20 protein-coding genes are annotated in these 22947 nt (G+C 65.2%); 11 read left to right on the plus strand and 9 right to left on the minus strand.

Annotated elements, in window-relative coordinates; all coding sequences use genetic code 11:
• The first annotated feature begins 119 nt into the window (after positions 1-119).
• Positions 120-1178 (plus strand): class I SAM-dependent methyltransferase, encoded by a 1059-nt coding sequence (locus tag ACVW1C_RS08000; RefSeq protein ID WP_456757944.1) that lies wholly within the window; start codon positions 120-122, stop codon positions 1176-1178.
• 82 nt (positions 1179-1260) lie between these two features.
• Here ACVW1C_RS08000 and ACVW1C_RS08005 read toward each other — a convergent pair whose 3' ends face one another.
• From ACVW1C_RS08005 to ACVW1C_RS08025, 5 genes are all read right to left on the minus strand, one after another.
• Positions 1261-2805: a L,D-transpeptidase family protein gene (locus tag ACVW1C_RS08005; RefSeq protein WP_456757945.1), complete on the minus strand. Its 1545-nt coding sequence runs from the start codon at positions 2803-2805 to the stop codon at positions 1261-1263.
• Between the two features lie 245 nt (positions 2806-3050).
• Complete coding sequence (locus ACVW1C_RS08010) at positions 3051-4280, minus strand: MFS transporter (protein WP_456757946.1); 1230 nt, start codon at positions 4278-4280, stop codon at positions 3051-3053.
• A 97-nt stretch (positions 4281-4377) separates the two neighbouring features.
• Positions 4378-4902, minus strand: a complete 525-nt coding sequence (locus ACVW1C_RS08015; RefSeq protein ID WP_456757947.1) for a PRC-barrel domain-containing protein — start codon at positions 4900-4902, stop codon at positions 4378-4380.
• A gap of 43 nt (positions 4903-4945) precedes the next feature.
• Positions 4946-7147 (minus strand): amylo-alpha-1,6-glucosidase, encoded by a 2202-nt coding sequence (locus ACVW1C_RS08020; RefSeq protein ID WP_456757948.1) that lies wholly within the window; start codon positions 7145-7147, stop codon positions 4946-4948.
• Positions 7148-7243: 96 nt separating this feature from the next.
• Positions 7244-9007, minus strand: coding sequence for an ABC transporter ATP-binding protein (locus tag ACVW1C_RS08025; RefSeq protein ID WP_456757949.1), 1764 nt, complete (start codon positions 9005-9007; stop codon positions 7244-7246).
• Positions 9008-9311: 304 nt separating this feature from the next.
• Between ACVW1C_RS08025 and ACVW1C_RS08030 the strand changes: the two genes are divergently transcribed.
• From ACVW1C_RS08030 to ACVW1C_RS08055, 6 genes are all read left to right on the plus strand, one after another.
• A complete protein-coding gene (locus ACVW1C_RS08030) occupies positions 9312-10379 on the plus strand; it encodes a glycosyltransferase family 4 protein (RefSeq protein ID WP_456757950.1) in 1068 nt (355 codons plus the stop codon).
• Positions 10380-10487: 108 nt separating this feature from the next.
• Positions 10488-10715 (plus strand): hypothetical protein, encoded by a 228-nt coding sequence (locus ACVW1C_RS08035; protein ID WP_456757951.1) that lies wholly within the window; start codon positions 10488-10490, stop codon positions 10713-10715.
• Positions 10715-11170, plus strand: coding sequence for a branched-chain amino acid ABC transporter permease (locus ACVW1C_RS08040; RefSeq protein ID WP_456757952.1), 456 nt, complete (start codon positions 10715-10717; stop codon positions 11168-11170). The genes ACVW1C_RS08035 and ACVW1C_RS08040 overlap by 1 nt, the downstream gene beginning before the upstream one ends.
• Positions 11170-11673, plus strand: a complete 504-nt coding sequence (locus ACVW1C_RS08045; RefSeq protein ID WP_456757953.1) for a branched-chain amino acid ABC transporter permease — start codon at positions 11170-11172, stop codon at positions 11671-11673. The genes ACVW1C_RS08040 and ACVW1C_RS08045 overlap by 1 nt, the downstream gene beginning before the upstream one ends.
• A gap of 7 nt (positions 11674-11680) precedes the next feature.
• Positions 11681-12370, plus strand: coding sequence for an ABC transporter ATP-binding protein (locus tag ACVW1C_RS08050; RefSeq protein ID WP_456757954.1), 690 nt, complete (start codon positions 11681-11683; stop codon positions 12368-12370).
• A 51-nt stretch (positions 12371-12421) separates the two neighbouring features.
• On the plus strand, positions 12422-13126 hold the full coding sequence (locus ACVW1C_RS08055; protein WP_456757955.1) for an ABC transporter ATP-binding protein: 705 nt from the start codon (positions 12422-12424) through the stop codon (positions 13124-13126).
• 120 nt (positions 13127-13246) lie between these two features.
• Here ACVW1C_RS08055 and ACVW1C_RS08060 read toward each other — a convergent pair whose 3' ends face one another.
• Genes ACVW1C_RS08060 through ACVW1C_RS08070 form a run of 3 tightly spaced genes read right to left on the minus strand, consistent with a single transcriptional unit; the run spans position 13247 to position 18355 of the window.
• On the minus strand, positions 13247-15190 hold the full coding sequence (locus ACVW1C_RS08060) for an alkyl/aryl-sulfatase (RefSeq protein WP_456757956.1): 1944 nt from the start codon (positions 15188-15190) through the stop codon (positions 13247-13249).
• Between the two features lie 50 nt (positions 15191-15240).
• Entirely contained in the window at positions 15241-17061 is a 1821-nt protein-coding gene (locus tag ACVW1C_RS08065) for a flavin-containing monooxygenase (protein ID WP_456757957.1), read from the minus strand.
• Positions 17062-17110: 49 nt separating this feature from the next.
• A complete protein-coding gene (locus ACVW1C_RS08070; RefSeq protein ID WP_456757958.1) occupies positions 17111-18355 on the minus strand; it encodes an acyl-CoA dehydrogenase family protein in 1245 nt (414 codons plus the stop codon).
• Between the two features lie 112 nt (positions 18356-18467).
• Here ACVW1C_RS08070 and ACVW1C_RS08075 point away from each other — a divergent pair, with 112 nt between their 5' ends.
• The gene (locus ACVW1C_RS08075) at positions 18468-19247 is read left to right on the plus strand and encodes an IclR family transcriptional regulator (protein WP_456757959.1); all 780 of its coding nucleotides are present in this window, start codon (positions 18468-18470) and stop codon (positions 19245-19247) included.
• Positions 19248-19343: 96 nt separating this feature from the next.
• On the plus strand, positions 19344-20324 hold the full coding sequence (locus ACVW1C_RS08080; RefSeq protein WP_456757960.1) for a Bug family tripartite tricarboxylate transporter substrate binding protein: 981 nt from the start codon (positions 19344-19346) through the stop codon (positions 20322-20324).
• 3 nt (positions 20325-20327) lie between these two features.
• On the opposite strand, the gene ACVW1C_RS08085 is transcribed toward ACVW1C_RS08080, so the two are convergent.
• Positions 20328-20648 (minus strand): darcynin family protein, encoded by a 321-nt coding sequence (locus ACVW1C_RS08085; protein ID WP_456757961.1) that lies wholly within the window; start codon positions 20646-20648, stop codon positions 20328-20330.
• Positions 20649-20724: 76 nt separating this feature from the next.
• Here ACVW1C_RS08085 and ACVW1C_RS08090 point away from each other — a divergent pair, with 76 nt between their 5' ends.
• Both ACVW1C_RS08090 and ACVW1C_RS08095 read left to right on the plus strand, forming a co-directional pair.
• Positions 20725-21348, plus strand: a complete 624-nt coding sequence (locus tag ACVW1C_RS08090; RefSeq protein ID WP_456757962.1) for a TetR/AcrR family transcriptional regulator — start codon at positions 20725-20727, stop codon at positions 21346-21348.
• Between the two features lie 98 nt (positions 21349-21446).
• On the plus strand, positions 21447-22847 hold the full coding sequence (locus tag ACVW1C_RS08095) for an MFS transporter (RefSeq protein ID WP_456757963.1): 1401 nt from the start codon (positions 21447-21449) through the stop codon (positions 22845-22847).
• Positions 22848-22947: the final 100 nt, after the last annotated feature.

Consider the following 22947-nt stretch of genomic DNA (forward strand, 5'->3'; position numbering starts at 1 on the left):
CGCCCATCCCATTCGTGCGATCATGTCCGCGCCCATGGCCTTCTGCCTGGACGATAGCGCACAAATGAAATTGGCAATGATGGACTTTTTGCAAAACCCAATTGCGATGGAGCAGCATCATGGACGTCAACGAGGAGCGTCTTAATTCATTCATGGGAAAGATGATTGGCGATGTCGGCGCGGCGATGAACGCCTCGCTGATGCTGCTGGGCGACAAGCTCGGTCTCTACAAGGCTCTCGCGCAGCAAGGACCGATGAATGCGGCGGCGCTGGCCAAGGCGACAGGAACGGCCGGACGTTACGTTCAGGAATGGCTCTCCGCGCAGGCGGCCTCCGGTTACGTCGAGTATGACGGCGCCACCGGAAAGTTCTCGATGCTGCCCGAGCAGGCGCTCGCGCTTGCCGACGAGGACAGCCCGGTCTTCCTCGGCGCCGTCGGAAGTCTTGTCGGTGCGACGTTTCTCGACGAGCCGAAAATTACCGACGCGTTCAAGACCGGCAAGGGCGTCGGCTGGAACAAGCGCAGCGAGTGCCTGTTCTGCGGCACGGCCCGGTTCTTCCGCACCAGCTACAAGCACTATCTGGTGCAGGAATGGCTACCGGCACTCGAGGGCGTCGTCGACAAGCTGAAGGAGGGTGCCGTTGTCGCTGACGTCGGCTGCGGCCACGGCGTCTCGACGCGATTGATGGCGGAAGCGTTTCCGAAATCAACCTTCTATGGCTTCGACTATCATGACGGCTCGATCCAGGCGGCGCGGATGGCTGCGAAGGAGGCGGGATTGTCGGACCGCGTCCATTTCCAGACGCACTCGGCCAAGGACTTCCCGGCCAACAAATATGACCTGGTGTGCTTCTTCGATTGCCTGCACGACATGGGCGACCCGGTCGGCGCGCTCAAGCACACCCGCTCCACCCTCGCCGACGACGGCACCTGCATACTGATCGAGCCGTTCGCCAACGACCGGCTGGAGGACAACCTCAATCCGATCGGGCGCGTCTACTACGCCGCGTCGACGATGATCTGCACGCCGGCATCGCTGGACCAGGAGGTCGGGCTTGCACTCGGTGCGCAGGCCGGCGAGACCCGGCTGCGCGAGGTGGCGCGCCAGGGTGGCTTCTCACGCTTCCGCCGCGCGGCGGAAACACCGTTCAACCTGATCCTGGAAGCTCGCCCGTAACAGCGCTCACGCGATCGGACGGCGGGGCGTCACGCCGCCGTCCGACGCTCAGAGTGCTGTCTGATCCTTCGGCCGCGGCCTGCTACCAGTCCTGTTGCGATTGCCAGTAGTACTGGCCGCCGCGCCGGCGCGGATTGGCGGACTGAGGATTGCCATAATACGGGGAGCCGTACTGGGTCGGCGCCTGAGGATTGCCGTATTGGGGATAGCCGTATTGGGTGCCAGACTGGGGATTCCAGCTGCGCTGAGAGAAGAAGCCGAAACCGTCCCCGTCCCCGCTCGCAACCATGTCGTCGGTTTCCATCGGCCTGGTCGGCTTGCGCGTGATGAAACCACCCTGGGGCTGGTTGCTCAGCACGGCAACGAACTCGGTGCGGTAGTTGGTCTCGGCGCTCAGCGGCTCGTCCGAGATGATGATCGATGAGCGCGGCACGGCGGTCGGCGCGATGCGATCCAGCACATCCTGCGGGATGGTGACGCGGTCGAGCGCGTTCTTGGCGTTGTCACCGTCGTCGATCGTCACCTCGGTCCAGCGCAGGCCGCTGTCGCTCTTCGCCATCGCCGTGAAGATATGCGTGCCGATCGGCTGGTCCGGATCGCGAATCGTGACGGGAACCTCGATGCTTGAATCGAATACCTCGCCGCCATCAGCCCATGGCTTATGGGTGTTGCGCCGGACGTAAAGTTTCTGCGTCGCGCGGCTGATGTAGACGGAGACCGGCTCGAGCGCGAGCTTCGCTTCGGTCGCCGCCTTCTGAGTGTCGGCCTTCTTGGTCTCGGCCGCCTTGGCGGCGTCCTTCGCCGCAGCCGCGGCGTCGAGCTTCGGCTTGGCGTCGCCCTGAGCCGCCTCGAACTGGGTCGTCGCTTCGGCGGCCTTGGCGGCGGCCTTCTGCTTCAAATCCTCGGCGCGCGCCTTGGCCTGGTCGGTCTTGGCATTGGCAAGCGTCTTGTCGGCGAACGCAAGCTCGGCGTCGGCACGGGTCTTGGCCCTTTCCAGCTTGCGCAATGCTGCCGGCGTGAACAGTGCAGCTTCCTTGGTCGCGGCCACAGACGCCTTCTTTGCCTCGTCGGCCACCTTGGCGGCGTCCGCAGCTTCGCGGGACAACGTCTCGGCACGCGCCGGAGCAGCGGCGATGGCCTGGGCGTTCGGCACGAACAGCGCGGGGTGGGTGAAATCGACCGGCGCCGGGTCGTTCGGCGCGATGATTACCCGCATTCCGATTCGGGTCCTGTCGAACAGCTTCTCGGCGAAGTCGTAGGGCATCCGCACGCAGCCGTGCGAGGCCGCATAGCCGGGCAGCGGGCCGCCATGTAGCGCGATGCCGTTCCAGGTGATGCGCTGCATGTTCGGCATCCAGGCGTCGTCATAAAGCGTCGAGTGGTGGTCCTTGTCCTTCTCGATTAGCGCAAAGACGCCGGCCGGGGTCTCGCGTCCTTTGACGCCGCTCGACACCGGCGCGCGGTAGATCCAGCCGTCGGCGTCGTAGAAGGTCACCTTCTGGGCCTTGATCGACACGATCGCCATGATCGGCTCGCCCGCGGCGCGCGGCGCGGTCGCCTCGACCGTTTCCGCAGGGCGCTGCTGCTTTGCCGCGACGCCGCCGGTCAATGACGCAAGTGTGACCATCGCCGCGAAAGTCACAAAGGCGGGAGGCCCCCAACGCCGCATTGCTCGGGTGATTTGCGCCGTCGTCGCTCGATTTACCATGCCATTCCTCGGTCGAAATGCCTGCCCGCGCCGCGTCGATCCCTACCAGATCACGATTTTGGATTGATTAATCCACGGGACTATCGGCTCGTTCCGCCAGCAAATCACTCATATATGACGGCGCATGCATGAGGAAGGGTGCCGCGGGGCCAAACCTGCCTGCATCATGCCGTCCGCCGCGTCTCCGGCATCACCAGCCAGATCATGAACAGCCCTAGCGCGGCGATGCCGGCCAGGCCCATGAAGGCGGTGCTGCTGCCGAGCTTGTCGCTGACATAGCCGGCCAGCACCGTGCTGAGCGACGCGCCGATGCCGACCGCGGTTCCGACAATGCCCTGCGCCAGGTTGAAATGGCCGCTGCCGAACGCCACGTCGGCCACGATCAGCGGCACCATGACACTGAAGATCGCCGCGGTGATGCCGTCGAAGATCTGCACCATGACCAGCAGATAGGGATCCCGGACGGTTGCGAACAACAGGCCGCGGATCACGAGCGCGGCGAAGGCGATCAGGAGCAGCGGCCGCCGGCCCCAAGCCTGGGCCTTGCGGCCGACCGACGGCGAGCACAATGCGACGATCGCCTGCGGCACGATGATGCAGGCCGCGATCAGGACCGGCGCCCATTGGCTCGACCGTGTCGTCACGACGCCCGCCATCAGCGGCAGCATCGCGGCATTGGCGAGCTGGAACAGCATCATCGCGCCGGCAAAGATCAAGAGCGACCGCTGTCGCACCAGACCGACGATACTGGTCGCTCGTTTGTCGGGAACCTCGCGCTTCACCTCGCCATGGGCCTGCGCGATGTCGATCTCGCGCTCGCGGATCCGCGCCAGCGACAGCAATGTCGGGATCGCGAGCATGAAGGTCACGAGAAACACCGAACGGCTCGACAGGAAATAGCCGCAGGCGCCCATCAGCGCCGCGGCCGAGCCGCTGCCGAGCGAAGCGAAGCGCGCATTGCGGCCGAGCCGCTCGCCGATCGCCAGCGGCCCGACCAGGCCGAGGCTGATCGCGGCGATCGCCGGACCCAGCACGCAGCTTGCGAGCGCGTGCAGTGTCGCGGCGAGCGTTACCACCGGAAAGATCGGCCAGAGCGCGTAGGCCAGCGCGGCGCCGCCGATGGCGGCCACCGCCCAGCCCGCGACCACCCGCTCCGAGCGCGCCGCATCGACGATCGCGCCGCCGGGCACCTGGCCCAAGAGGCCGATGATGCCGCCGATCGAGAGCACGAAGCCGATCTCGACCTGAGTCCATTTCTGTGTCGTCAGGTAGACCGCGATGAACGGGCCGAAGCCGGTTTGCACGTCGGCCAGGAAGAAGATGAACCAGTCGAGCCCGCGCTGGCTTTCGCGCGACGGCGCTCGTGGTTCCTCCGGACCGGGCCGATCGGGCACGAGCGGCACAATTTTGGTGCCGCCGGGTGATCGCTCGCCACGACCGTCGCCAACCGTCTCGAAAGAAGAGTTCGGACGCGCGACCAGCTTGAGCCCCCTAATGCTCGTAATCCCATGGATGGAGACTGCCGGCCGCGCCCAGCACGATCAGCGGCGTATCTTCCTTGTATTCCGGCGCAGCGCTGACCTGCTGCTTGTTCAGGTCGAGCGTGATGCTGTCGCTCTTGCTGGAAACGCCGGCGAAACGCAGTGCGTTCCAGTCGACCACGATCTTGCGGCTGCCGACGCCGAGGAAGCCGCCGAAATCGATCACGGCGGCGCGGACCTTGCCGTCGCGGTCGACGATGACGTCGACGATACGGCCCATGTCCTCATTGGCGGAACTGCGCACGTCGCGCCCGAGAATGCCGTGCGCATCGCGCGCGCCGATCACGGTCACTGAAGGCGGCGGCGACGGCTCCTTGGACGGTTCTTTGGCCTGCTCCTTCGGTGCAGCGGCTGCTGGCGGCGCAGGATTTGCCGGCGGCGCCTGAATTGACTGGGCTTCGTCGTCGGCGGCGCGAACACCCGCGCATGTCAGCAGCACCGCTCCAACCAGCATCACCATGATCCTCGGACGCATATTCCTCTCCCCGCGATTTCGCGCGCATACCGCGCGACGACGCTCAATGCGTCAGCACGATCGACACCTGGATCTGGCCGCGCGTGCGCAACACTTCGAGCGACACCTCGTCGCCATGGCGACGCAGCCTCAAATCGACGCTGGACGCGCCGAGCCTGAGGTCGCGCAGCACCACGTCGTTGAGGAATTCCGGCAGCCGCGGATCGCGCAAGCGGATCTCGCCGCGCTCGATGTCGAACTCCAACCCGAGCGCGGCCTCCAGCAGCGTGAACGGCGTCGCGCTCGCCCAGGCCTGCGGAGCGCAGGCCACCGGATAAAGCACCGGGCCGCGCCGGCGCTCGCGGCGGAAGCCGCAGAAAAGTTCGGGCAGCCGCCGCAGCTCCATATAGCTCGCGGCATCGAACAGGCCCTTGAACAGATGCGCGACCGAATGCTTCAGGCCGTAGCGGGCAAATCCGAGTGCGATAAGCGCATTGTCATGCGGCCAGATCGAGCCGTCGTGATAGGACATCGGGTTGTATCGCGCTTCGCCTACGGCGACGGTGCGGATGCCCCAGCCCGAGAAGAATTTCTGGCTCATCAGGTCGGCGGCGACCCGCCGCGCACGGTCCTCCCGCACCATGCCGGAAAACAATGTCTGTCCGGCATTCGAGGTGCGCACCTTGCACGGCTGCTTGGCGCCGTCGAGCGCGAGCGCATAGGTGCCGAGCTCCTCGCACCAGAACGCCGCCTCGAACCGCTCGCGCAGCCGCTCGGCCTCGGCATCGAGCCTCAAAGCCTTATCCGCGAAGCCAAGCTTGCGCGCCGCACGGGCGGCAAGCTGCTTGCCGGCGAACACATAGCCCTGCACTTCCGCCAGCGCGATATTGCCCTCGGCAAGCGTGCCGTCGGCGTGGAAGATGGCGTCAAAGGAGTCCTTCCAGCCCTGGTTCCGCAGCCCCTCCTCGGTGGCGCGCTGATACTCGATGAAGCCGTCGCGATCGGGATCGCCCGGGCCGTCGATCCATTGCAACCCCGCCTCCACCGCCGGCCACAACTCACGCAACGTCTCCACGTCGCCGGTGCGCTCCAGATAGAGCCCGGCGAGCAGCACGAACAGCGGGGTCGAATCGACGCTGCCGTAGTAATGCGCGAACGGCACCTCGCGCAGCGCGGCCATCTCGCCGCCGCGCATCTCGTGCAGGATCTTGCCCGGCGCGGCATCGGACAGCGGATCGACCGCCTTGGCCTGGAACAGCGCAAGCCGCTTCAACACGCCCTTGGCGATCCGCGGATCGACCCACAGCATTTGCAGCGCGGTGATCAGCCCGTCGCGGCCGAATGTCGTCGAATACCAGGGAATGCCGGCATAGGGGTAACGGCCCTGCGGCGTCTCCGTCATCAGCATATTGAGATCGGCCATCGCCTGGCACAGCACCTCGTTGAAGATGTTGTTCGAGGTCTCGATGCTGGCCGCGCCGGCCGCCGAATTTCGCATCTCCCGGCGGTGCGCCAGGAGCCCGTGGAAGAACGGCACCGGCTTCTGCATGATCGGCTTGTTGCAGGACACCGCCACGAACAGCGACGTGACCCGGCCGGGCTCGAGGTCGAAATGATAGGTGGCGGCGTTGACCGACAGCCGCGTCGGCCGCGGGTCGAAATGCAGCGCGGTGGTCCGCGTCTGCTCGTCGAGGCCGCAATATTCCAGCACGACGTCGGTCGGGCCGAGCAGCTTGCTCGAGCCGATGCCACGCCGCGGCCGCCGCTCGCCGCGCACCTCGAACAGGTCGGCAAAATCATTGTCGAATAGCAGCGTCAGATCGAAGCTCGCGATGTGTTCGCCGTGGTTCTGCAGACCGATGCGCTGATAGGCGGTACCGCGCCACAGGAAGATCGAGCGCACGATGTGCAGCGTGTCCTTCGGCAAGGTCAGATGGCCGTCGCGATAGACGTCGGAATTGGTGAGATCGACCGTCAGCGCCGAATTGTCGTCGCGCATGTTTGAACCGAGCAGGAGCGGCTGCACGTCCTCCAGCACCATTTCCAGCCGCGCGAGGTAGCGCGTATCGGCGTTGAACAAGCCGTCCGGCCCGCCGGCCGAGGCGCCGATATCGCCATGGCTGTCGAGCACGATGAAGGTGTCGTCATGCTTGAGCGAGCGCCGCGGCCGCGCCGCGGGCCCGGTCATCGGAATATAGAACGGCGATTCGGCGACGTGCTCAGTGATGCGAGCAGTGATGATCTGCGTAACGACGTCAGCTGCCATCTGAACCTCTGGCGACTTTGCTTGGCCCGACTCTTGGCCCGTATCTCGGCTCGAACGAACGCACCGGAACGCAACAACGCGCTTGATGACGCGGGGTCAGGCCGCGCTGGTGGAGAGGCGGCCCATCTCGCGCGCGACCAGGTCGCGGTAGGGACCCCTTCCCTTCACGAGGATATCGGGCGGACCGTCCTCGACGATCCGGCCGCCCTGCAGCACGAGCACGCGGTCGAAGCTGCGCAGCGTCGCGAGACGGTGCGCGATCGCCACCACCGTACGCCCGCGCATCAGTCGCGACAACGCCTCGCGGATCGCCTCCTCAGAGTCTGCATCGAGCGCCGCGGTGGCCTCGTCGAGCAGCAGGATCGGCGCGTCCTTCAGAAAGGCGCGCGCGATCGCGATTCGCTGGCGCTGGCCGCCGGAGACTTTGACGCCGCGGTCGCCGACGATGGTGTTCATGCCCTCGGGCAGGCCTTCGATGAAGTCGCAGCGCGCCGCGATCGCCGCCCGCTGCACCTCGTCGTCGGTGGCGTCCGGCCGGCCGTAACGGATGTTCTCCAGGATCGACCGGTGGAACAGCGAGATATCCTGCGGCACCACCGAGATCGCGGCGCGCAGGCTCTGCTGGGTGACGCGCGAGATGTCCTGGCCGTCGATTGTGATGTTGCCCTGCTCGACGTCGTAGAAGCGCTGCAGAAGGGTAAACAGTGTTGACTTGCCGCCGCCGGACTGGCCGACCAAGCCGACCCGCTGGCCGGGCTGGATGCGCAGGCTGAAGCGCTCGAACACCTGCAGGCCGCCGGGATAGCGGAACGAGACATTGTTGAAGGCAATTGCCGCGCCGCTCTTCACCAGCGTCTCGGCCTCCGGATGATCCTTCAGCTCATGCGGCTGCAACAGCGTCGCCAGCGCCTCGGTCAGGCGGGCGACATGCTGGGTGACGTCGACCAGCGCAACGGCGAGATCGCGGGTGGCGCTGAGGATCGAGATGCCGAGCGTGCAGACCAGCACGACGTCGCCGGTGGTGGCTTGGCCCTGCTGCCAGAGATTGAGAGCCCAGGCCAACATCGCGATCGTCAGAATGACGGTCACGGCAGCGTGAACGAGGCGAAGCTTTTCGAGATAGCGCAGGGAACGGCCGCGCGCGACGAGTTCCCGGTTGACGGTCGCATCGAAGCGGTCGTGCTCATAGCCGAGGCCGCAGAACGCGCGCACCAGCGGCAGGTTGTTGATGACGTCGACCATTTCGCCGTCCACGGCCGCCGCCCTGTTGGCGAAATCGTCATGCAGCGGTCTGCCGGCGGCCGCCATGCGGAACATGGCCACCACCATGGTTCCCGCGATCAGGATCAGCACGGCTGACATTGTCACGCTGACGGTTCCAACCAGGGTGATCGCCGCGAAGGTGGCGATGCAAGGCGGCAACACATTCCATACGAACATGTTCTCGACGGTGTAGACCGCGTTCGACGTCGCCGTGATCCGGCTGGTCAGCATGCCCGGTAGCCGGTCCGTGAAATAGCTCGGCGCGTGGCCGGTGAGATGGCGGAACATATCGCGCCGAAGGTCGCCGCTGACGCTGACGAAGGTGTAGCTCGCGGTCCAACTCGCGATCCGCCACAGGAAGTTGTCGGCTGCGATCAGCGACATGAGCAGGGCGAATGCCAGCCATACGCCATTCGCGGACGACGGTCCTGCCGACAATGCGTCGACCAGATTCTTCACGCCGTATTGCGTGCCTACCGAGCAAGCAACCGCCGCGACGACGGCCGACAAGATCACGACATGCGACGGAAGCCGTCGACGCAGATAGCGCAGCACGAAAGGAAAGGGACGGTGCGCATAGCCTGACAGATGGTCCATGACGTCCTGCGAAACCTGTTGAAGGTGAACGAGAAAGTTTTAGTCGAAGCTCTCGCGCACGATGACGTGAAGGGCGGCGGTGGGATTCCATGATGCAGCCATCACTGCGCGACAATTTTGCAACGTCGGCAAAAACGTGTTGGAACGAGATGGCATCAGCAAGACCACAGTGTGATGGAAGAAAGAAGCGGCAGATCTCCCACACCTAAGGAACCTCGCACGTGCGAGAACGTTCCCGTCTTTGGCATGTCGCTGCCATCAGAGGGCTGAGGATCCACCCACGTTACAAAGAGGAGACGGAGAAATGCGCATCGCGCAGGTTGCCCCGCTGACGGAGGCTGTTCCCCCCAAGCTCTACGGCGGCACCGAACGGGTCGTGCACTGGCTGACCGAAGAACTTGTAACACTTGGACATGACGTGACGTTGTTCGCCAGTGGCGACTCACAAACCTCCGCGAAGCTCGATGCGACCTGGCCGAAGGCACTGCGGCTCGACGGCTCCGTCCGCGACCCCAATGCGCTGCACATGGTGATGCTGGAGCGTGTGCGGCAGAAAGCCGACGATGACGAATTCGACTTCCTGCATTTCCATCTCGACTACTATCCGTGGTCGGCATTCTCGCGGCAGCCGACGCCGTTCGTGACCACGCTACACGGACGGCTCGACCTGCCGGAGCACCAGCCCGTCTTCAACACTTTCTCCAAGGTCCCGGTGATCTCGATCTCCAATGCCCAGCGGCGGCCGGTGCCGCAGGCGCACTGGGTGCGCACCATCCATCACGGCCTGCCGGAGAATTTGCTGACGCCGCAACCGGCCAAGCAATCCTATCTCGCCGTGCTCGGGCGCATCGCGCCGGAGAAAGGCGTCGATCGCGCGATCAAGATCGCGACCCGCTGCGGCATTCCGCTGAAGATCGCAGCCAAGGTCGATCGCGCCGACCAGGAATATTACGACGAGTTGATCAAGCCGCTGATCACCAACAATCCGCTGATCGAGTTCATCGGCGAGATCAGCGACCGCGAGAAGCCGGATTTTCTCAGCGGCGCGATCGGGCTGCTGGTTCCAATCGACTGGCCGGAGCCGTTCGGCCTCGTGATGATCGAAGCGATGGCCTGCGGGACGCCCGTCATCGCCTATAACCGCGGCTCGGTGCCCGAGATCATCGAGGATGGCCTGACCGGCTTCATCGTCGAGGACGAGATCAGCGCGATCTCCTCGGTCGGCCGGCTTTCGACGCTCAACCGCGAAGCGATCCGCAAGCAGTTCGAGACCCGCTTCACCGCGCGCCGCATGGCGCTCGACTATCTCGCCGCCTATCGCAGCCTGATGGAAGCCAAGCCGCGCTTCAAGCTGGTGGCGAGCGCCGAATAGCCGTTGCAGCGGCCGATCGAATGATCCGGCGGGCCGGCCGGCACCCCTGTGCCGGTCCGTCGGGTCATTCGATTGTCAATATTACCGCCGCATCCGACGGCAACTCCCATGCAGCGAACGGCTCACATGCGCGCGTCGCGCCATTGCTGCGACGCACCGGTCGCAACGCTCGGCAATGTGATGGGCGCGCTGGTCGCTAGCCTGATGATGGGCGTGGCGGAATCGCTCGGCATCCAGTTCGTCGGCGCGGACTCTGGCCTGATCATGGTGTTCGCGCTGCTGCTGTTGACCCTTGCCTTCAGGCCGAGCGGCCTCGGCGCCAGGAGGGGCCGCTGATGCAGACCTCCGGCAACATGAAATGGCTATGGCTGGCGCTCGGGGTCGTCGTCATGCTCGTCCTGCCCCAGCTCGTCACCTCGTCGTTCGCGATCGACATCTTCATCCGCATCCTGCTGTTCTCCTTCATCGGCGTCGCCTGGAACCTGATGGGCGGTTATGCCAAGCAGCTTTCGCTCGGGCACGCCGCCTATTTCGGGCTCGGCGCCTACACATTGACCATCATGCAGGTGAACTACGGCATCTCACCCTGGATCGGGATGATCGCGGGCGGCGTGGTCGCGATGCTGGCGAGCCTGCCGATCGGCTGGCTGTGCTTCCGCCTGCGCGGCCCCTATTTCACCATCGCCACCATCGCGACCGCCCAGGTGCTGATGCTGATCTTCCTCAAATTCCGCGATTTCGCCTGGGCGCCGAAGGCACCACGATCCCGAATCTCGGCAGCGCGCCGCTGATGATGCAGTTCGAGGAGAAGTCGTCGTACTACTACGTCGTGCTGGGCTTGCTCGTGGTCGGCCTGTGGATCGGCTACTACCTCCTCGCGGTCGGCGAGGATGAGGACGCGGCTGAGGCGATCGGCGTCAATGCGCCGAAAGTCAAGCGCAACATCTACATGATCAGCGCGTTCCTGACCGCGCTCGCCGGCACCTTCTACACCCAGTACATCAACTTCATCGATCCCGCGACCGCGTTCAGCTTCAGCGTCTCGATCGAGGCCGCGCTGGTCTCGATCGTCGGCGGCATCGGCACATTGTGGGGGCCCGTGATCGGCACCGTGCTGCTGGAGACCACTTCCGCGCTGCTGCAAAGCTGGCTCGGCAGTTCGGTCGGCGGCATCCAGCTCACGGTCTACAGCCTGATCCTGATGGCGGTGATCCTGTGGCGGCCGACCGGGCTGATCGGGTTTGCGACCGACATCTATCACCGCACCATCCGGCGCAAGCCGGCAGGCGCCTGAGGTTGCGATGGCAGAAGCATTGGTCGTCAAGGGTCTAAGCAAGCGCTTCGGCGGCCTGCGCGCGGTGCAGGACGTCAGCTTCACCGTGCGGGAGAATGAGACGGTCGCGCTGATCGGGCCGAACGGCGCCGGCAAGACCACGAGCTTTCATTTGATCACGGGATTTCATCGCCCGGACTCCGGCTCGGTGCTCGCCTTCGGTCACGAGGTCGTGGGCCTCAGGCCGCATGACGTCTGCGCGCTCGGCCTTGCCCGCACCTTCCAGGTGGCGAAACCGTTTGGCGCGATGACGGTGCTCGCCAATGTGATGACCGGCGCGTTCCTGCGCGACCGCCATGTCGCAGCCGCGCGCAACAACGCGCGCGAGGCGATCGAATTCGTCGGCCTCGGCGCCAGGGAGCAGACGCCGGCCAAGGACCTCACCACCATCGACCAGCGCCGGCTCGAGATGGCCCGCGCGCTGGCGACGCAACCGAGAATCCTGCTGCTCGACGAGGTGATGGCCGGGCTCAACCCGGCCGAAATCGACCAGGCGGTTGCGCTGGTTAAGAAACTCTCGGCGCGCGGCCTGACCATCGTGATCGTCGAGCACGTGATGCGCGCGATCATGGCGGTGGCCCGTCACATCGTGGTGCTCGACCACGGCCAGAAGATCGCCGAGGTACGCCAAAGGAGATCGTGGAGAATTCGGGAGTGATCCGCGCCTATCTCGGCTCCTACGTGCATCCGCCGGCGCAGGGCGACGCCCATGCTTGAGCTCTCCCGCGTCAGCGCCAGCTACGGCTCGGTCCCCGCCATCACCGACGTCAGCATCTCCGTCGGCGAAGGCGAAGCCGTCGGCCTGCTCGGGGCCAACGGCGCCGGCAAGAGCACGACACTGCGCGCCGTCTCCGGCCTCGTCAAACTGTTCGCAGGCAAGGTCACGTTCGGCGGCGTCGACCTCGCGACGCTGCCGCCCTACCGGATTCCCGAGCTCGGCATCGCGCACGTCCCGGAAGGCCGTCAGGTGTTTCCGGAAATGACCGTGCAGGAGAATCTCGAGATCGGCGCCTACACGCCGAAGGCCAAGGCGGATCGCGTACGCACGATGGAGCTCGTCTACAGCATCTTTCCGCGGCTCGCCGACCGCAGGAAGCAGCTCGCCGGCACCATGAGCAGCGGCGAGCAGCAGATGGTCGCGGTCGGCCGCGGATTGATGCTGAAGCCGCGGCTGTTGATGCTCGACGAGCCGTCGCTGGGCCTTGCGCCTGTCATGACCGACGTCACCTTCGAGAAGATCGCCGAGATCCACAAGATGGGCACCGCGATCCTCTTGGTCGAGCAGAATGTCAGCCGTGCGCTGTCGCTGGTGCAGCGCGCCTATGTGCTGGAAAGCGGCAACGCGATCATGCACGGCTCGAGCGCCGAACTCGCCAACAACAAGCAGGTGCAGGCGGCGTATCTCGGGATTTGAGACGAGGATCGACGAAATCTCTCCCGTCATTGCGAGGAGCGAAGCGACGAAGCAATCCACATCTCAGCAACCGGCGATATGGATTGCTTCGCTGCGCTCGCAATGACGGCGAGGATTCTCCTAACTCACCACCGTCCGCTTCGGCTCGACGATCTCGAACATCCGCGGGAATTCATCCATCAGCATCATCAACTCACCGAGCCGCAGCGGCTCGCCGGACGCCTTGATCTTGCCGGCACCGACCACTTCCGGGAACGTGGTCAGCTTGGCGATGACCTCGTCCAGCACGCTGCGCGCCAGCGTGAAGCTGGCGTGCGCATCGGACGCCTGCGCACCCTTGACGTAGGTGAGCGCAGAATTCTCGAGATTGAGGATGAAGCTCTCGCCCGTATCGGTAAAATTCCAGTTCAGCACGATCCGCTTGCCCTCGGCCTTGGGGCCGTTGAGGCGGACGCCGAGCACGTCCCAGAGCTGCTCGGTGCGCAGCGCAGCGAGCGTCTCGCGCGGCATCGGCGAGCGCGGCGGCGTCTTCGGCATGCCCTGCCGCAGCTCCTGGGCACCGAACAGATAAGCGTTGCGCCACGTCGAGCTCTCGGCGGCATAGCCGAGCTGCTCGAGCGTGTCGGCCAGCAATGCGCGGGCCGCCTGGTTGTCGGGCTCGGCGAACACGAGGTGGCTGACGGCCTGCGCGACGAAGCGGAATTCACCCTTGGCGAAATCGGCGGCGGCGCGCTTCAGGATTGCGTCGGCGCCACCCATATATTCGACGTACTTCCTGCCGGCCTCGACCGGCGGCAGGGAATCGAGATTGACCGGATTGGCGTCGTACCAGCCGAGGTACTTCTGGTAGATCGCCTTCACATTGTGCCTGATGTGACCGTAATAGCCGCGGCCGTGCCAGGCGCCTTCGAGGCTTGAGGGCAGGCGGATCGTCTCGGCAATCTCCGCCGCATTGAGGCCGTGGTTCATCAGCCGGATGGTCTGGTCATGCGCGTATTTATACAGGTCGCGCTGCTGGCGGATCATGGTGTCGATCCGCTCCCGCCCCCACACCGGCCAATGATGCTGGCCGCACATCGCCTCGGCCTTGCCGCCCCACATCTGCAGCGCCTCGCCGAGATATTTCGACCAGGCCAGCGCATCGCGCACATCGGCGCCGCGGAACGGCAGCAGATTGTGGAAATTGTGCGTGCAGTTCTCGGCGAGGTTCAAGAGCTTGTAGCGCGGAATGAAGAAATGCATCTCCGCCGGCGCTTCGCTGTTCGGCGCCATCTGGAATTCGAACTCGACGCCATCGATCACGCGCTTGTCGCCGGTCGCGATGATCAGATCGGTCGGCCGTAGCAGCGCCACACCGCCCGCCGCCATGGTCTTGCCAAGACCGCAATCGACCTGGCCGCGCACGCCCTTGGCGAGGAACGGCCCGAACTGGTATTGCGCGCGGCGCAGCATCGCGGGACCTGCGATGATATTCTCGGAGACGGCGTGCTCCATGAAGAAGTTCGGCGCGATGATCGGCACGCCCGCCGCCAGCATGGCGTCGTCGAGCACGCCGCGCGCGCCGCCCCAATGGTCGGTGTGGGTATGGGTGAAGATCACGGCGGCGACCGGCCGCTTGCCGCGATGCTGGAAGTACAGTTCCATCGCGGCGCGCGCACCCTCGATCGAGGTCAGTGTGTCGACCACGATGACGCCCTTGTCGCCCTCGATCAGTGTCATGTTGGCAATGTCGAGCCCGCGCACCTGGTAGACGCCCGGCACCACCTCGAACAGGCCGTGATGCATGTTGAGCCGCGACTGCCGCCACAGGCTCGGATCGACGGTCGCGGGCGCCTTCTCGTCGGAGAGGAAGCTGTAAGGCTCAAGGCTCCAAACCACCCTGCCCTGGGCCGAGGTGACGCGCGCGTTCTCGATGGTGCCGAGGAAGCCGCGCGCGGCGTCGTCGAAATCCCTGGTGTCGGCGAACGGCAGCGCTTTCAGCGTGGCTTCGTGCTGCGCGATGACCGGCGCGGACGCCGCCTTCGGAAGTTCATGCGACGTCGCACCTGCGGTTGTCTGGGTCATTACTCAAGCACTCCCTCGTTTGGCAAAGATCAGTCCCGGTCGCGCATTACTCAGCGGAATTGCACGCCTTCGAACTGGCCGCTGCGGCGCCAGCCATCGATGTATTTGAAGTAAGCCAACGCGCCCGCCGGATAGCCGACATTGAGCTTGGCGGCAGGCCCGGGCTCGCGTCCCTCATTGTTGTAGTAGCCGGGCGTGCAATCGGGACCGCCGATCATCCGGCCGACCGCGGTCAGCAGCAGCTCGACCCAGCGATCCTCGGCTTCCTTGCTGACTTCGATTTCCTTGAAGCCATTGTCCTGCGCATGAGCGACCATCAGGGCGATGGTCCGCGCCGCTTCCGTCAGGTTGTGCGGCACGTTGGAAATGAGGTTGGCGCCCTGGGTCGGCTGCACGAAGAAAACGTTGGGGAAGCCGTGCACGTGGATGCCATGCTTGGTGCGCATGCCGGCGGCCCAATGCTCCGACAGCTTGATGCCGTCGCGGCCGGTCAGATCGAAGCCCGCGCGCCTGCGATATTCGGTCCCCACCTCGAAGCCGGATGCATAGATGACGCAGTCGAGCTTGTATTCCTTGCCCGCGACGACGATCCCGTTCTCGGTAATCTCCTCGACACCCTTGCCGTCGGTATCGATCAGATGGGTGCCCGGCGTGTTGAACGCCTGAAGATAGGCGTCGTGGAAGCATGGCCGCTTGCAGAGCTGGCCGTACCAGGCCTTCAGGTTTCTGGCCGTCTCGGCATCGCTGACGATGCTGTCGACGCGGTTGCGGATCTCCTCCATCTTCTCGAAGTCGGAATCCTCGAACACCGCCCGCATGTTTTCCACCGTCCGCTGCTCGCGCGGCAGCAGCATGACTTTGGCGCGGATTCGCTTCGACAGATCGGTCCAGCCGTCCTGCACCAGATCTTCCTCGGCCGATCCACCGGCCTGGTTGGCGGTGAAATTCTCCAGCCAGCGCTGCTGCCAGCCTGGTGTCGCGATATCGGCGAACCAGTCCGGATCGATCGGGCCGTTGCCGCGTACGTCGACCGACGATGGCGTGCGCTGGAACACATAGAGCTCCTTGCAGGCGCGCGCGAGGTGCGGAATGCATTGCACCGACGTTGCGCCGGTGCCGATGATGCCGACGCGCTTGTCGGCAAGCTTCTCCATCAGCGCGCCCCGGGGATCGCCGCCGGTGTAGTCGTAATCCCAGCGGCTGGTGTGGAACGAGTGACCCTTGAAGCGCTCGATGCCGGGAATGCCGGGCAATTTCGGCACATGCAGCGGGCCGGTGCCGATGCCGACATATTGCGCGGTGAAGGCATCACCCCTGGTGGTGCGGATGATCCAGCGCGATTGCGCGGCGTCCCAGTCGAGGCTCGTCACCTCGGTGTGAAACAGCGCATTGTCGTAGAGATTGAACTGCCGGCCGATCCGCTGGCAGTGCGCCAGGATTTCCGGCGCATGCGCGTATTTCTCCGTCGGCATGTGGCCGGTCTCTTCGAGCAGCGGCATGTAGACCATCGACGCGGTGTCGCACTGCGCGCCGGGATACCGGTTCCAGTACCAGGTGCCGCCGAAATCGCCGCCCTTCTCGACAATGCGGACATCCTTCACCCCGACCTCGGTCAGCCGCGCCGCAGTGGCGAGCCCGGCAAAGCCACCGCCGATGAAGGCGAAGGTGACGTGGTCGGTCTTCGGCGCGCGCTCCACCACCGGCGTGTAGGGATCGTCGAGATAATGCGCGAGCTGGCCCTTGATCTGGAGATACTGGTCATTGCCGTCGGGACGCAGCCGCTTGTTGCGCTCCTCCTGATATTTCCGGCGCAGACGCTCCTTGTCGATCGCGGCGGGCTTTGCGTCTCGGGCTTGCTCGGTCATCGTCATCGGAAGGGCGCCTCGTTTCAGGATCATTCGGTGGATACTGTAGCGCCGCTCAGGCGGGATGTGCAGCAAGATAGGGCGAATTGGCGATCGACCAGTCCGGCATCGGCTCCATCCGGAAGATCTGCCTCAGATGCACCTCGTCGGGCCCGTCGCCGATCCGCAGTAGCCGCCCCCACGCCAGCGCCTGGTGGATCGGCGTATCGTCGGAGCCGCCCATCGCGCCGAACACCTGCATCGCGCGGTCGGCGATCTTTTGCAGCATCGCGGGCACCGCGACCTTGATCAGCGAGACGTCGCGCCAGGCGCCGTGATGGCCTGCCTGGTCGAGCCGCCAGGCGCAGCGCCAGGCGAGCAGCCGCGCCTGCTCCAGTTCGACGCGGGCTTCGGCGATCCAGCGCTGGACGGTATCGTACTGGATCACGGTGCGCCCGAATGCGCTGCGCTCCGCGGCGCGCGCCATCATCAACTCGATCATCAGCTCGCAGAGCCCGATCGAGCGCATGCAATGGTGGATGCGCGCCGGGCCGAGCCGAATCTGCGCGACCTTGAAACCCTCGCCCTCGGCGCCGAGCAGATTTTCGACCGGCACGCACACATTCTCGAACACCAGCTCGCCGATCGGCGCTGTATGATCTTCGCAACCCATCCAGCGCAGCCGCCGCACCAGCCGCACGCCGGGCGTATCCATCGGCACGATGATGCAGGAATGCCGGCTGGTGCGCTCGGCGCCGGCATCGGTCACGCCCATCACGATCAGGAAGCTGCAGCGCGGATGCGCAGCACCGGTGATAAACCATTTGCGGCCGTTGATGACGTAGTGGTCGCCGTCGCGCACAATCCGCGTTGCGATGTTGGTGGCATCGGACGAGGCGACATCGGGCTCGGTCATGCCGAAGGCGGAGCGCGTCTCGGCGTTAAGCAGCGGCGCCAGCCAGCGTTTCTTCTGCTCAGCGGTCGCGCAGGCCTGCAACGCGATCATGTTCGGCACGTCGGGCGCCTGGCAGTTGAACACCTCCGGCGCCCAGAACAGCCGGCCCATGATCTCTGCCAGCGGCGCGTAGTCGAGATTGGAGAGGCGCGTGCCCGGTTCATCGTCCGCCAGTTCGGGCAGACCGAGATTCCACAGCCCCGCCGCGCGCGCCTGTTGCTGCAGCTCGGCCATGAAGGGCGGCGTGTCGCTGTGCACGCGGACATGGTCGAGCCACGCACGATGGCGCGGCAGCACCGCCTTCTCGAAGAAGGCCAACAGATCTTTCCGCCACCGCTCCGACCGTTCGGACAGATCGAAATCCATGCCACCTCCCGTCTCTTGGAGGAGAGATAAACCCATCTCGAAACGATTTGCAAATTCATTTCGATATATTGACAAATCTGTCTATTTGAGCCCATTATTTCGTATGGTGGCATTGTCCTCTCTCGAATCCCAGGCGGATCCCTCCTTTGCGACCACACTGGCGCACGGGCTCGATCTGTTGGCCGCCTTCCGCAACCACACTGGCCCGCTCTCCAATGCGGAGCTTGCCGAGCACACCGGCCTGTCGCGGCCGACCGTCTCGCGCCTGAGCTACACGCTGGAGCAGCTCGGCTATCTCAGGCGCGACGCCAAGGGCCGCTTCGTGCTCGGGCTCGGCGTGCTTGCCGCAGCCTATCCGGTGCTGTCGTCGCTGAAGGTCCGTCAGCTCGCGCGTCCGCTGATGCGCGACTTCGCGGCCTACACCGGCGGCACAGTGTCGATCGCGATGCCGTTCGGGCTCGACTTCATCTATGTTGAAACGCTGCGCACTACGGACGCGGTGCCGCACGTGCCTGACGTCGGCTTTGTCTCTTCGCTGGCGCCGACTGCGGTCGGGCGCGCGCTGCTGTCGCTGCTCACGAAGGACGAACGCGACGCCTATGTCGCACGCGTGAAGGCCGAGCGTCCTGAGGAACTCGACTACGTCGAACGGCGCACGCTGCCGGACATCGAGCTCTGCAACGAGCGCGGCTTTGCGGTCTCGCTCGGCGAATGGCGGCGCGAGATCTTCGGCGTCGCCGCCCCGCTCTATCGCACACCCACCGGCGAGTGCCTGTCGGTCAATTGCGGCATCCCCTCGTTCCGCTTCAGCGCCGAGCAGATCGAGCGCGAATGCGGGCCGCGCATGCTCGGGCTCGCCCGCAGCATCCGCTCGCTGGTGGCAAACGACTAGGGCATGGTCCGGAAAAGTGTGAAGCGGTTTTCCGGAGAGATCATGCATTAGAGGTACGCATCGCGCAGACGATGCGGCAGATATGGGGAGGGAGACATGCGCGGCATCGCAACCGCCGTTCGACTGCTCGCGACCATCGCATCCGTCCTGCTGGTTAGCGCCGGCGCCAACGCGCAGGACAATTATCCGAGCCGGCCGATCCACATCATCGTGCCCTACCCTGCCGGCGGCATCGTCGATATCGTCGCGCGCGCGGTGACCGAGCAGGTAGGCCGCGACTGGAAGCAGACCGTCGTGGTGGAGGCGCGGCCCGGCGGCAACAGCAATATCGGCACCGCGGCCGTCGCGCGCAGCGAGCCGGACGGCTACACCTGGATCGTCACCGGACCCGCGCTGCTGGTCAACCCGGATCTCTACAAGGACGCCGGCTGGAACGCGGCAAGGGACTTCAGGTGCGTCGGCCTCGCGGTCTGGAATCAAAGCGTGGCGCTGGTGCATCCGTCGATGCCGGTGAAGAGCATCGGCGAATTCGTCGAGCTCGCCCGCAAGCAGCCCGGACAGTTCAATTTCGGCAATCCCGGCACCGGATCGTCGATCGACCTCAGCGCCCAAAAACTGTTTCAGGCCGCCGGCATCAAGCTGACCAATGTCGGCTACAAGGGCCAGCCGCAGGCGTTGATCGACCTGATCACCAACCTGATGCATTTCGAGATCGTCTCGCTCGAACTTGCACTGCCGCACATCAAGGCCGGCAGCGTCAAGCCGCTCGCGGTCTTCACCGACAAGCGCGTCCCCGACCTGCCCGACGTCCCGACGATCGCCGAGGCCGGCTTTGCCGAGGCCGCCTACGTTCCCTGGTACGGCATCTACGTGCCGGCCGCGACGCCGGCGCCGCTGCTTGCGAAGATCAATGCGGCGATCAACAAAGCATTGCAGAATCCCGACGTGCAGCGCCAGCTGTCGCTCGCCAATATTCCGGGCAAGCCGATGTCGCTCGACGAGCTCGCCGCGCTGATGAAGGCCGATCAGCAGAAGCTGACGACCGTGATCAAGACCTCGGGAATGGCGCTTCAATAGCCATCAGTGCGCCGGCCCGGAAACGTCCGGACCGGCGCGCAGGTGGTCACAAAACCACGCCCAGGCCGAGAGATCGCTTGTTTCGCAGATCATGACGTCGGTCGCCCTGGTCGAGAAGGCCTCAGGTTCGAACCAGCGTATCTTGAGCTCGGGACGACGCCGGAGCAGCGGAATCACCTCCTCCTGCAGGAACGCGAGACGGTGCTCGGTCTTCAGATCGAGCCAGTGCCGCGTGGTCTTGACCATGACGAATATGTGAAACGTGTGGGGATCGTCCTCGTGTTCCGGAAGCACGGAAGATGAAGTGGGCTGCGGTGTTGCCATTGATTGGTTCTCCTTTCGCACCATAATGTGAGTAATTGCTCATATTCTACGACTCGCGTTTCAGGAGTGGCTCCGCATGCCGGCGAAACGGCGCATGAAGGCCCGAAAACAGCCGCAGCAACGGCGTTCCCGGGAAACCGTGGCGGTCATTCTGGAGGCGGCGGCTCGCGTTTTGGAGCAGCGCGGGCTCGAGGGTTACAACACCAATGCCGTAGCCGAGCGCGGCGGCATCAGCGTCGGCTCGGTGTACCAGTACTTTCCCAACAAGGACGCACTGACGCTGGCCTTGATCGCCAAGTTCGAGGATGCACTGCTGGCGAAGGTGCGGGATGCGGTCGCAAGGTCAGAGGGCAGGAACTTGACCGCGTCCCTCACCCTTGTGGTTCGCGCCCAGATCGAGGCGCATGCCGGGCGGGCCGGGCTCAACCGAATCCTGGAGGCCGAGGAAGACCGCCTGCGGCCGCCGTCAGCCGCCCCCGCGGCCGCACGTGAGCTGAAGGATCTGGTCGCGGCCCTGCTGGCGCGGCATCGTCGCGAGATCGCGAGGCCGGTCGACGAAGACGTCATCGAGGACCTGATCGTGATCAGCCGCGCGATGATCGACCATGCGCTCCAGCAGGACCTGCCGCATGCCGCCGCGGGTCGCCGGGTGCTGCGCGCCATGGAGGGATATCTGTTCGGGCCGCACCGGGGCACTTGACCGTCGGGCAAGGCCGCTTCGCATACGCATCATGCAGCGGCGCGGCTGGGGAACGGCATGCCGGCATAGTACACCACGGCCTGGAGACGTTTTCAGGCATGCTCGAGAAGACCCCGACGTCAGGCGCGACTGCGGCGCCGATCACCGATGGATTGCCTTGGGAGCAGCGGCGCTGGGCGGTGGCCGCGATCTTCACGGCGCTGGCGATGGCCTCGCTCGATACCGCGATCGCCAACATCGCGCTGCCCGCGATCGCCAGCGATCTGCATGTCAGCCCTGCCGAAGTGGTCTGGGTCGTCAACGTCTACCAGATCGCCCTGGTCGCGACGCTGCTGCCGCTCGGCGCGCTCGGCGAAATCGTCGGCCACCAGCGGATCTACGTCGGCGGCCTCCTGCTGTTCACATTGGCGTCACTCGGCTGTGCGCTGGCGTGGTCGCTGCCGAGCCTCTTGGTCGCGCGCACCTTGCAGGGGCTTGGCGCCAGCGGCCTGATGAGCGTCAACACCGCGCTGGTCCGCTTCGTCTATCCGAGCCGGATGCTCGGCCGCGGCTTCGGCCACAATGCGCTCGTGGTCGCGAGCGCCATGTCGCTCGGGCCGACCATCGCCTCCGGCATCCTCGCTCTCGGCCCGTGGCCCTGGCTGTTCGCCGTCAACATTCCCTTCGGCATCGTTGCGCTGCTGATCGGCATGAAGACGCTGCCGAAGACGCCGCGCGCCACCCACGCCTTCGACTTCGCCGGTGCGGCGCTGGCCTGCGCCTGTCTTGGGCTCTTCATCATCAGCATCGGCAGCGCCGCCCACAAGACCGCGCCTGCGCTCGTCATCTCGGAGTTTGCCGGCGCCCTCCTGTTCGGCTGGATCCTGACCCGGCGGCATGCCGATCATCCGGCGCCGATGCTGCCGATCGACCTGTTCCGCCGGCCGATCTTCGCGCTGTCGGCCGCGACCGCCGTCTGCTCATTTGCCGTGCAGGGCCTCGCCTTCGTGTCGCTGCCGTTCTACTTCGAGGACGTACTGCACCGCTCGCAGGTCGAGACCGGCTTCTTCATGACGCCCTGGCCGCTGGTGGTCGCCTTCATGGCGCCGATCGGCGGCCGGCTGTCGGATCGCTATCCGGCCGGCGTCCTCGGCGGCATCGGCATGCTGCTGCTGGGCCTTGGCATGGTGCTGCTCGCGACCCTGCCGACTGAGCCCGGTATCGCCAACATCGTCTGGCGCACCATGATCTGCGGCATCGGTTTCGGCTTCTTCCAGACCCCCAACATGAAGGCGATCATGTCGAGCGCGCCATCGCATCGCAGCGGCAGCGCCAGCAGCATCGTTGCGACCGCACGGCTGACCGGGCAGACCACCGGCGCTGCGCTCGCCGCACTCTGCTTCGCACTCGCCGATCGCGAGGGCGCCACCGCCGCCCTGGCGCTGGGTGCGGGATTTGCAGCGCTCGGCAGCGTCATGAGTTTCCTGCGGTTAGCCGTCGCTTCGCCGCAAAAGGCATGACAGGCATGTTGCGCGCGCGGGGCGCGACCAAACACCGCGCCGTCAACTTTCGCGCTGCAAACGCGGTTTCTTGATTTGAACCGTTCCAGGTCCAAGGCCA

The organism is Bradyrhizobium sp. USDA 4011 (genome assembly GCF_054063415.1).

What these genes read in the sequence shown, in the direction of transcription:
- ACVW1C_RS08015 (WP_456757947.1), bottom strand. Translation starts at nt 4,902, where the DNA reads ATGCGTCCGAGGATCATGGTGATGCTGGTTGGAGCGGTGCTGCTGACA.
- ACVW1C_RS08050 (WP_456757954.1), top strand. Translation starts at nt 11,681, where the DNA reads ATGGCAGAAGCATTGGTCGTCAAGGGTCTAAGCAAGCGCTTCGGCGGC.
- ACVW1C_RS08025 (WP_456757949.1), bottom strand. Translation starts at nt 9,007, where the DNA reads ATGGACCATCTGTCAGGCTATGCGCACCGTCCCTTTCCTTTCGTGCTG.
- ACVW1C_RS08095 (WP_456757963.1), top strand. Translation starts at nt 21,447, where the DNA reads ATGCTCGAGAAGACCCCGACGTCAGGCGCGACTGCGGCGCCGATCACC.
- ACVW1C_RS08060 (WP_456757956.1), bottom strand. Translation starts at nt 15,190, where the DNA reads ATGACCCAGACAACCGCAGGTGCGACGTCGCATGAACTTCCGAAGGCG.
- ACVW1C_RS08020 (WP_456757948.1), bottom strand. Translation starts at nt 7,147, where the DNA reads ATGGCAGCTGACGTCGTTACGCAGATCATCACTGCTCGCATCACTGAG.
- ACVW1C_RS08005 (WP_456757945.1), bottom strand. Translation starts at nt 2,805, where the DNA reads ATGGTCACACTTGCGTCATTGACCGGCGGCGTCGCGGCAAAGCAGCAG.
- ACVW1C_RS08085 (WP_456757961.1), bottom strand. Translation starts at nt 20,648, where the DNA reads ATGGCAACACCGCAGCCCACTTCATCTTCCGTGCTTCCGGAACACGAG.
- ACVW1C_RS08045 (WP_456757953.1), top strand. Translation starts at nt 11,170, where the DNA reads ATGATGCAGTTCGAGGAGAAGTCGTCGTACTACTACGTCGTGCTGGGC.
- ACVW1C_RS08080 (WP_456757960.1), top strand. Translation starts at nt 19,344, where the DNA reads ATGCGCGGCATCGCAACCGCCGTTCGACTGCTCGCGACCATCGCATCC.
- ACVW1C_RS08030 (WP_456757950.1), top strand. Translation starts at nt 9,312, where the DNA reads ATGCGCATCGCGCAGGTTGCCCCGCTGACGGAGGCTGTTCCCCCCAAG.
- ACVW1C_RS08090 (WP_456757962.1), top strand. Translation starts at nt 20,725, where the DNA reads ATGCCGGCGAAACGGCGCATGAAGGCCCGAAAACAGCCGCAGCAACGG.
- ACVW1C_RS08070 (WP_456757958.1), bottom strand. Translation starts at nt 18,355, where the DNA reads ATGGATTTCGATCTGTCCGAACGGTCGGAGCGGTGGCGGAAAGATCTG.
- ACVW1C_RS08040 (WP_456757952.1), top strand. Translation starts at nt 10,715, where the DNA reads ATGCAGACCTCCGGCAACATGAAATGGCTATGGCTGGCGCTCGGGGTC.
- ACVW1C_RS08000 (WP_456757944.1), top strand. Translation starts at nt 120, where the DNA reads ATGGACGTCAACGAGGAGCGTCTTAATTCATTCATGGGAAAGATGATT.
- ACVW1C_RS08065 (WP_456757957.1), bottom strand. Translation starts at nt 17,061, where the DNA reads ATGACGATGACCGAGCAAGCCCGAGACGCAAAGCCCGCCGCGATCGAC.
- ACVW1C_RS08035 (WP_456757951.1), top strand. Translation starts at nt 10,488, where the DNA reads ATGCAGCGAACGGCTCACATGCGCGCGTCGCGCCATTGCTGCGACGCA.
- ACVW1C_RS08055 (WP_456757955.1), top strand. Translation starts at nt 12,422, where the DNA reads ATGCTTGAGCTCTCCCGCGTCAGCGCCAGCTACGGCTCGGTCCCCGCC.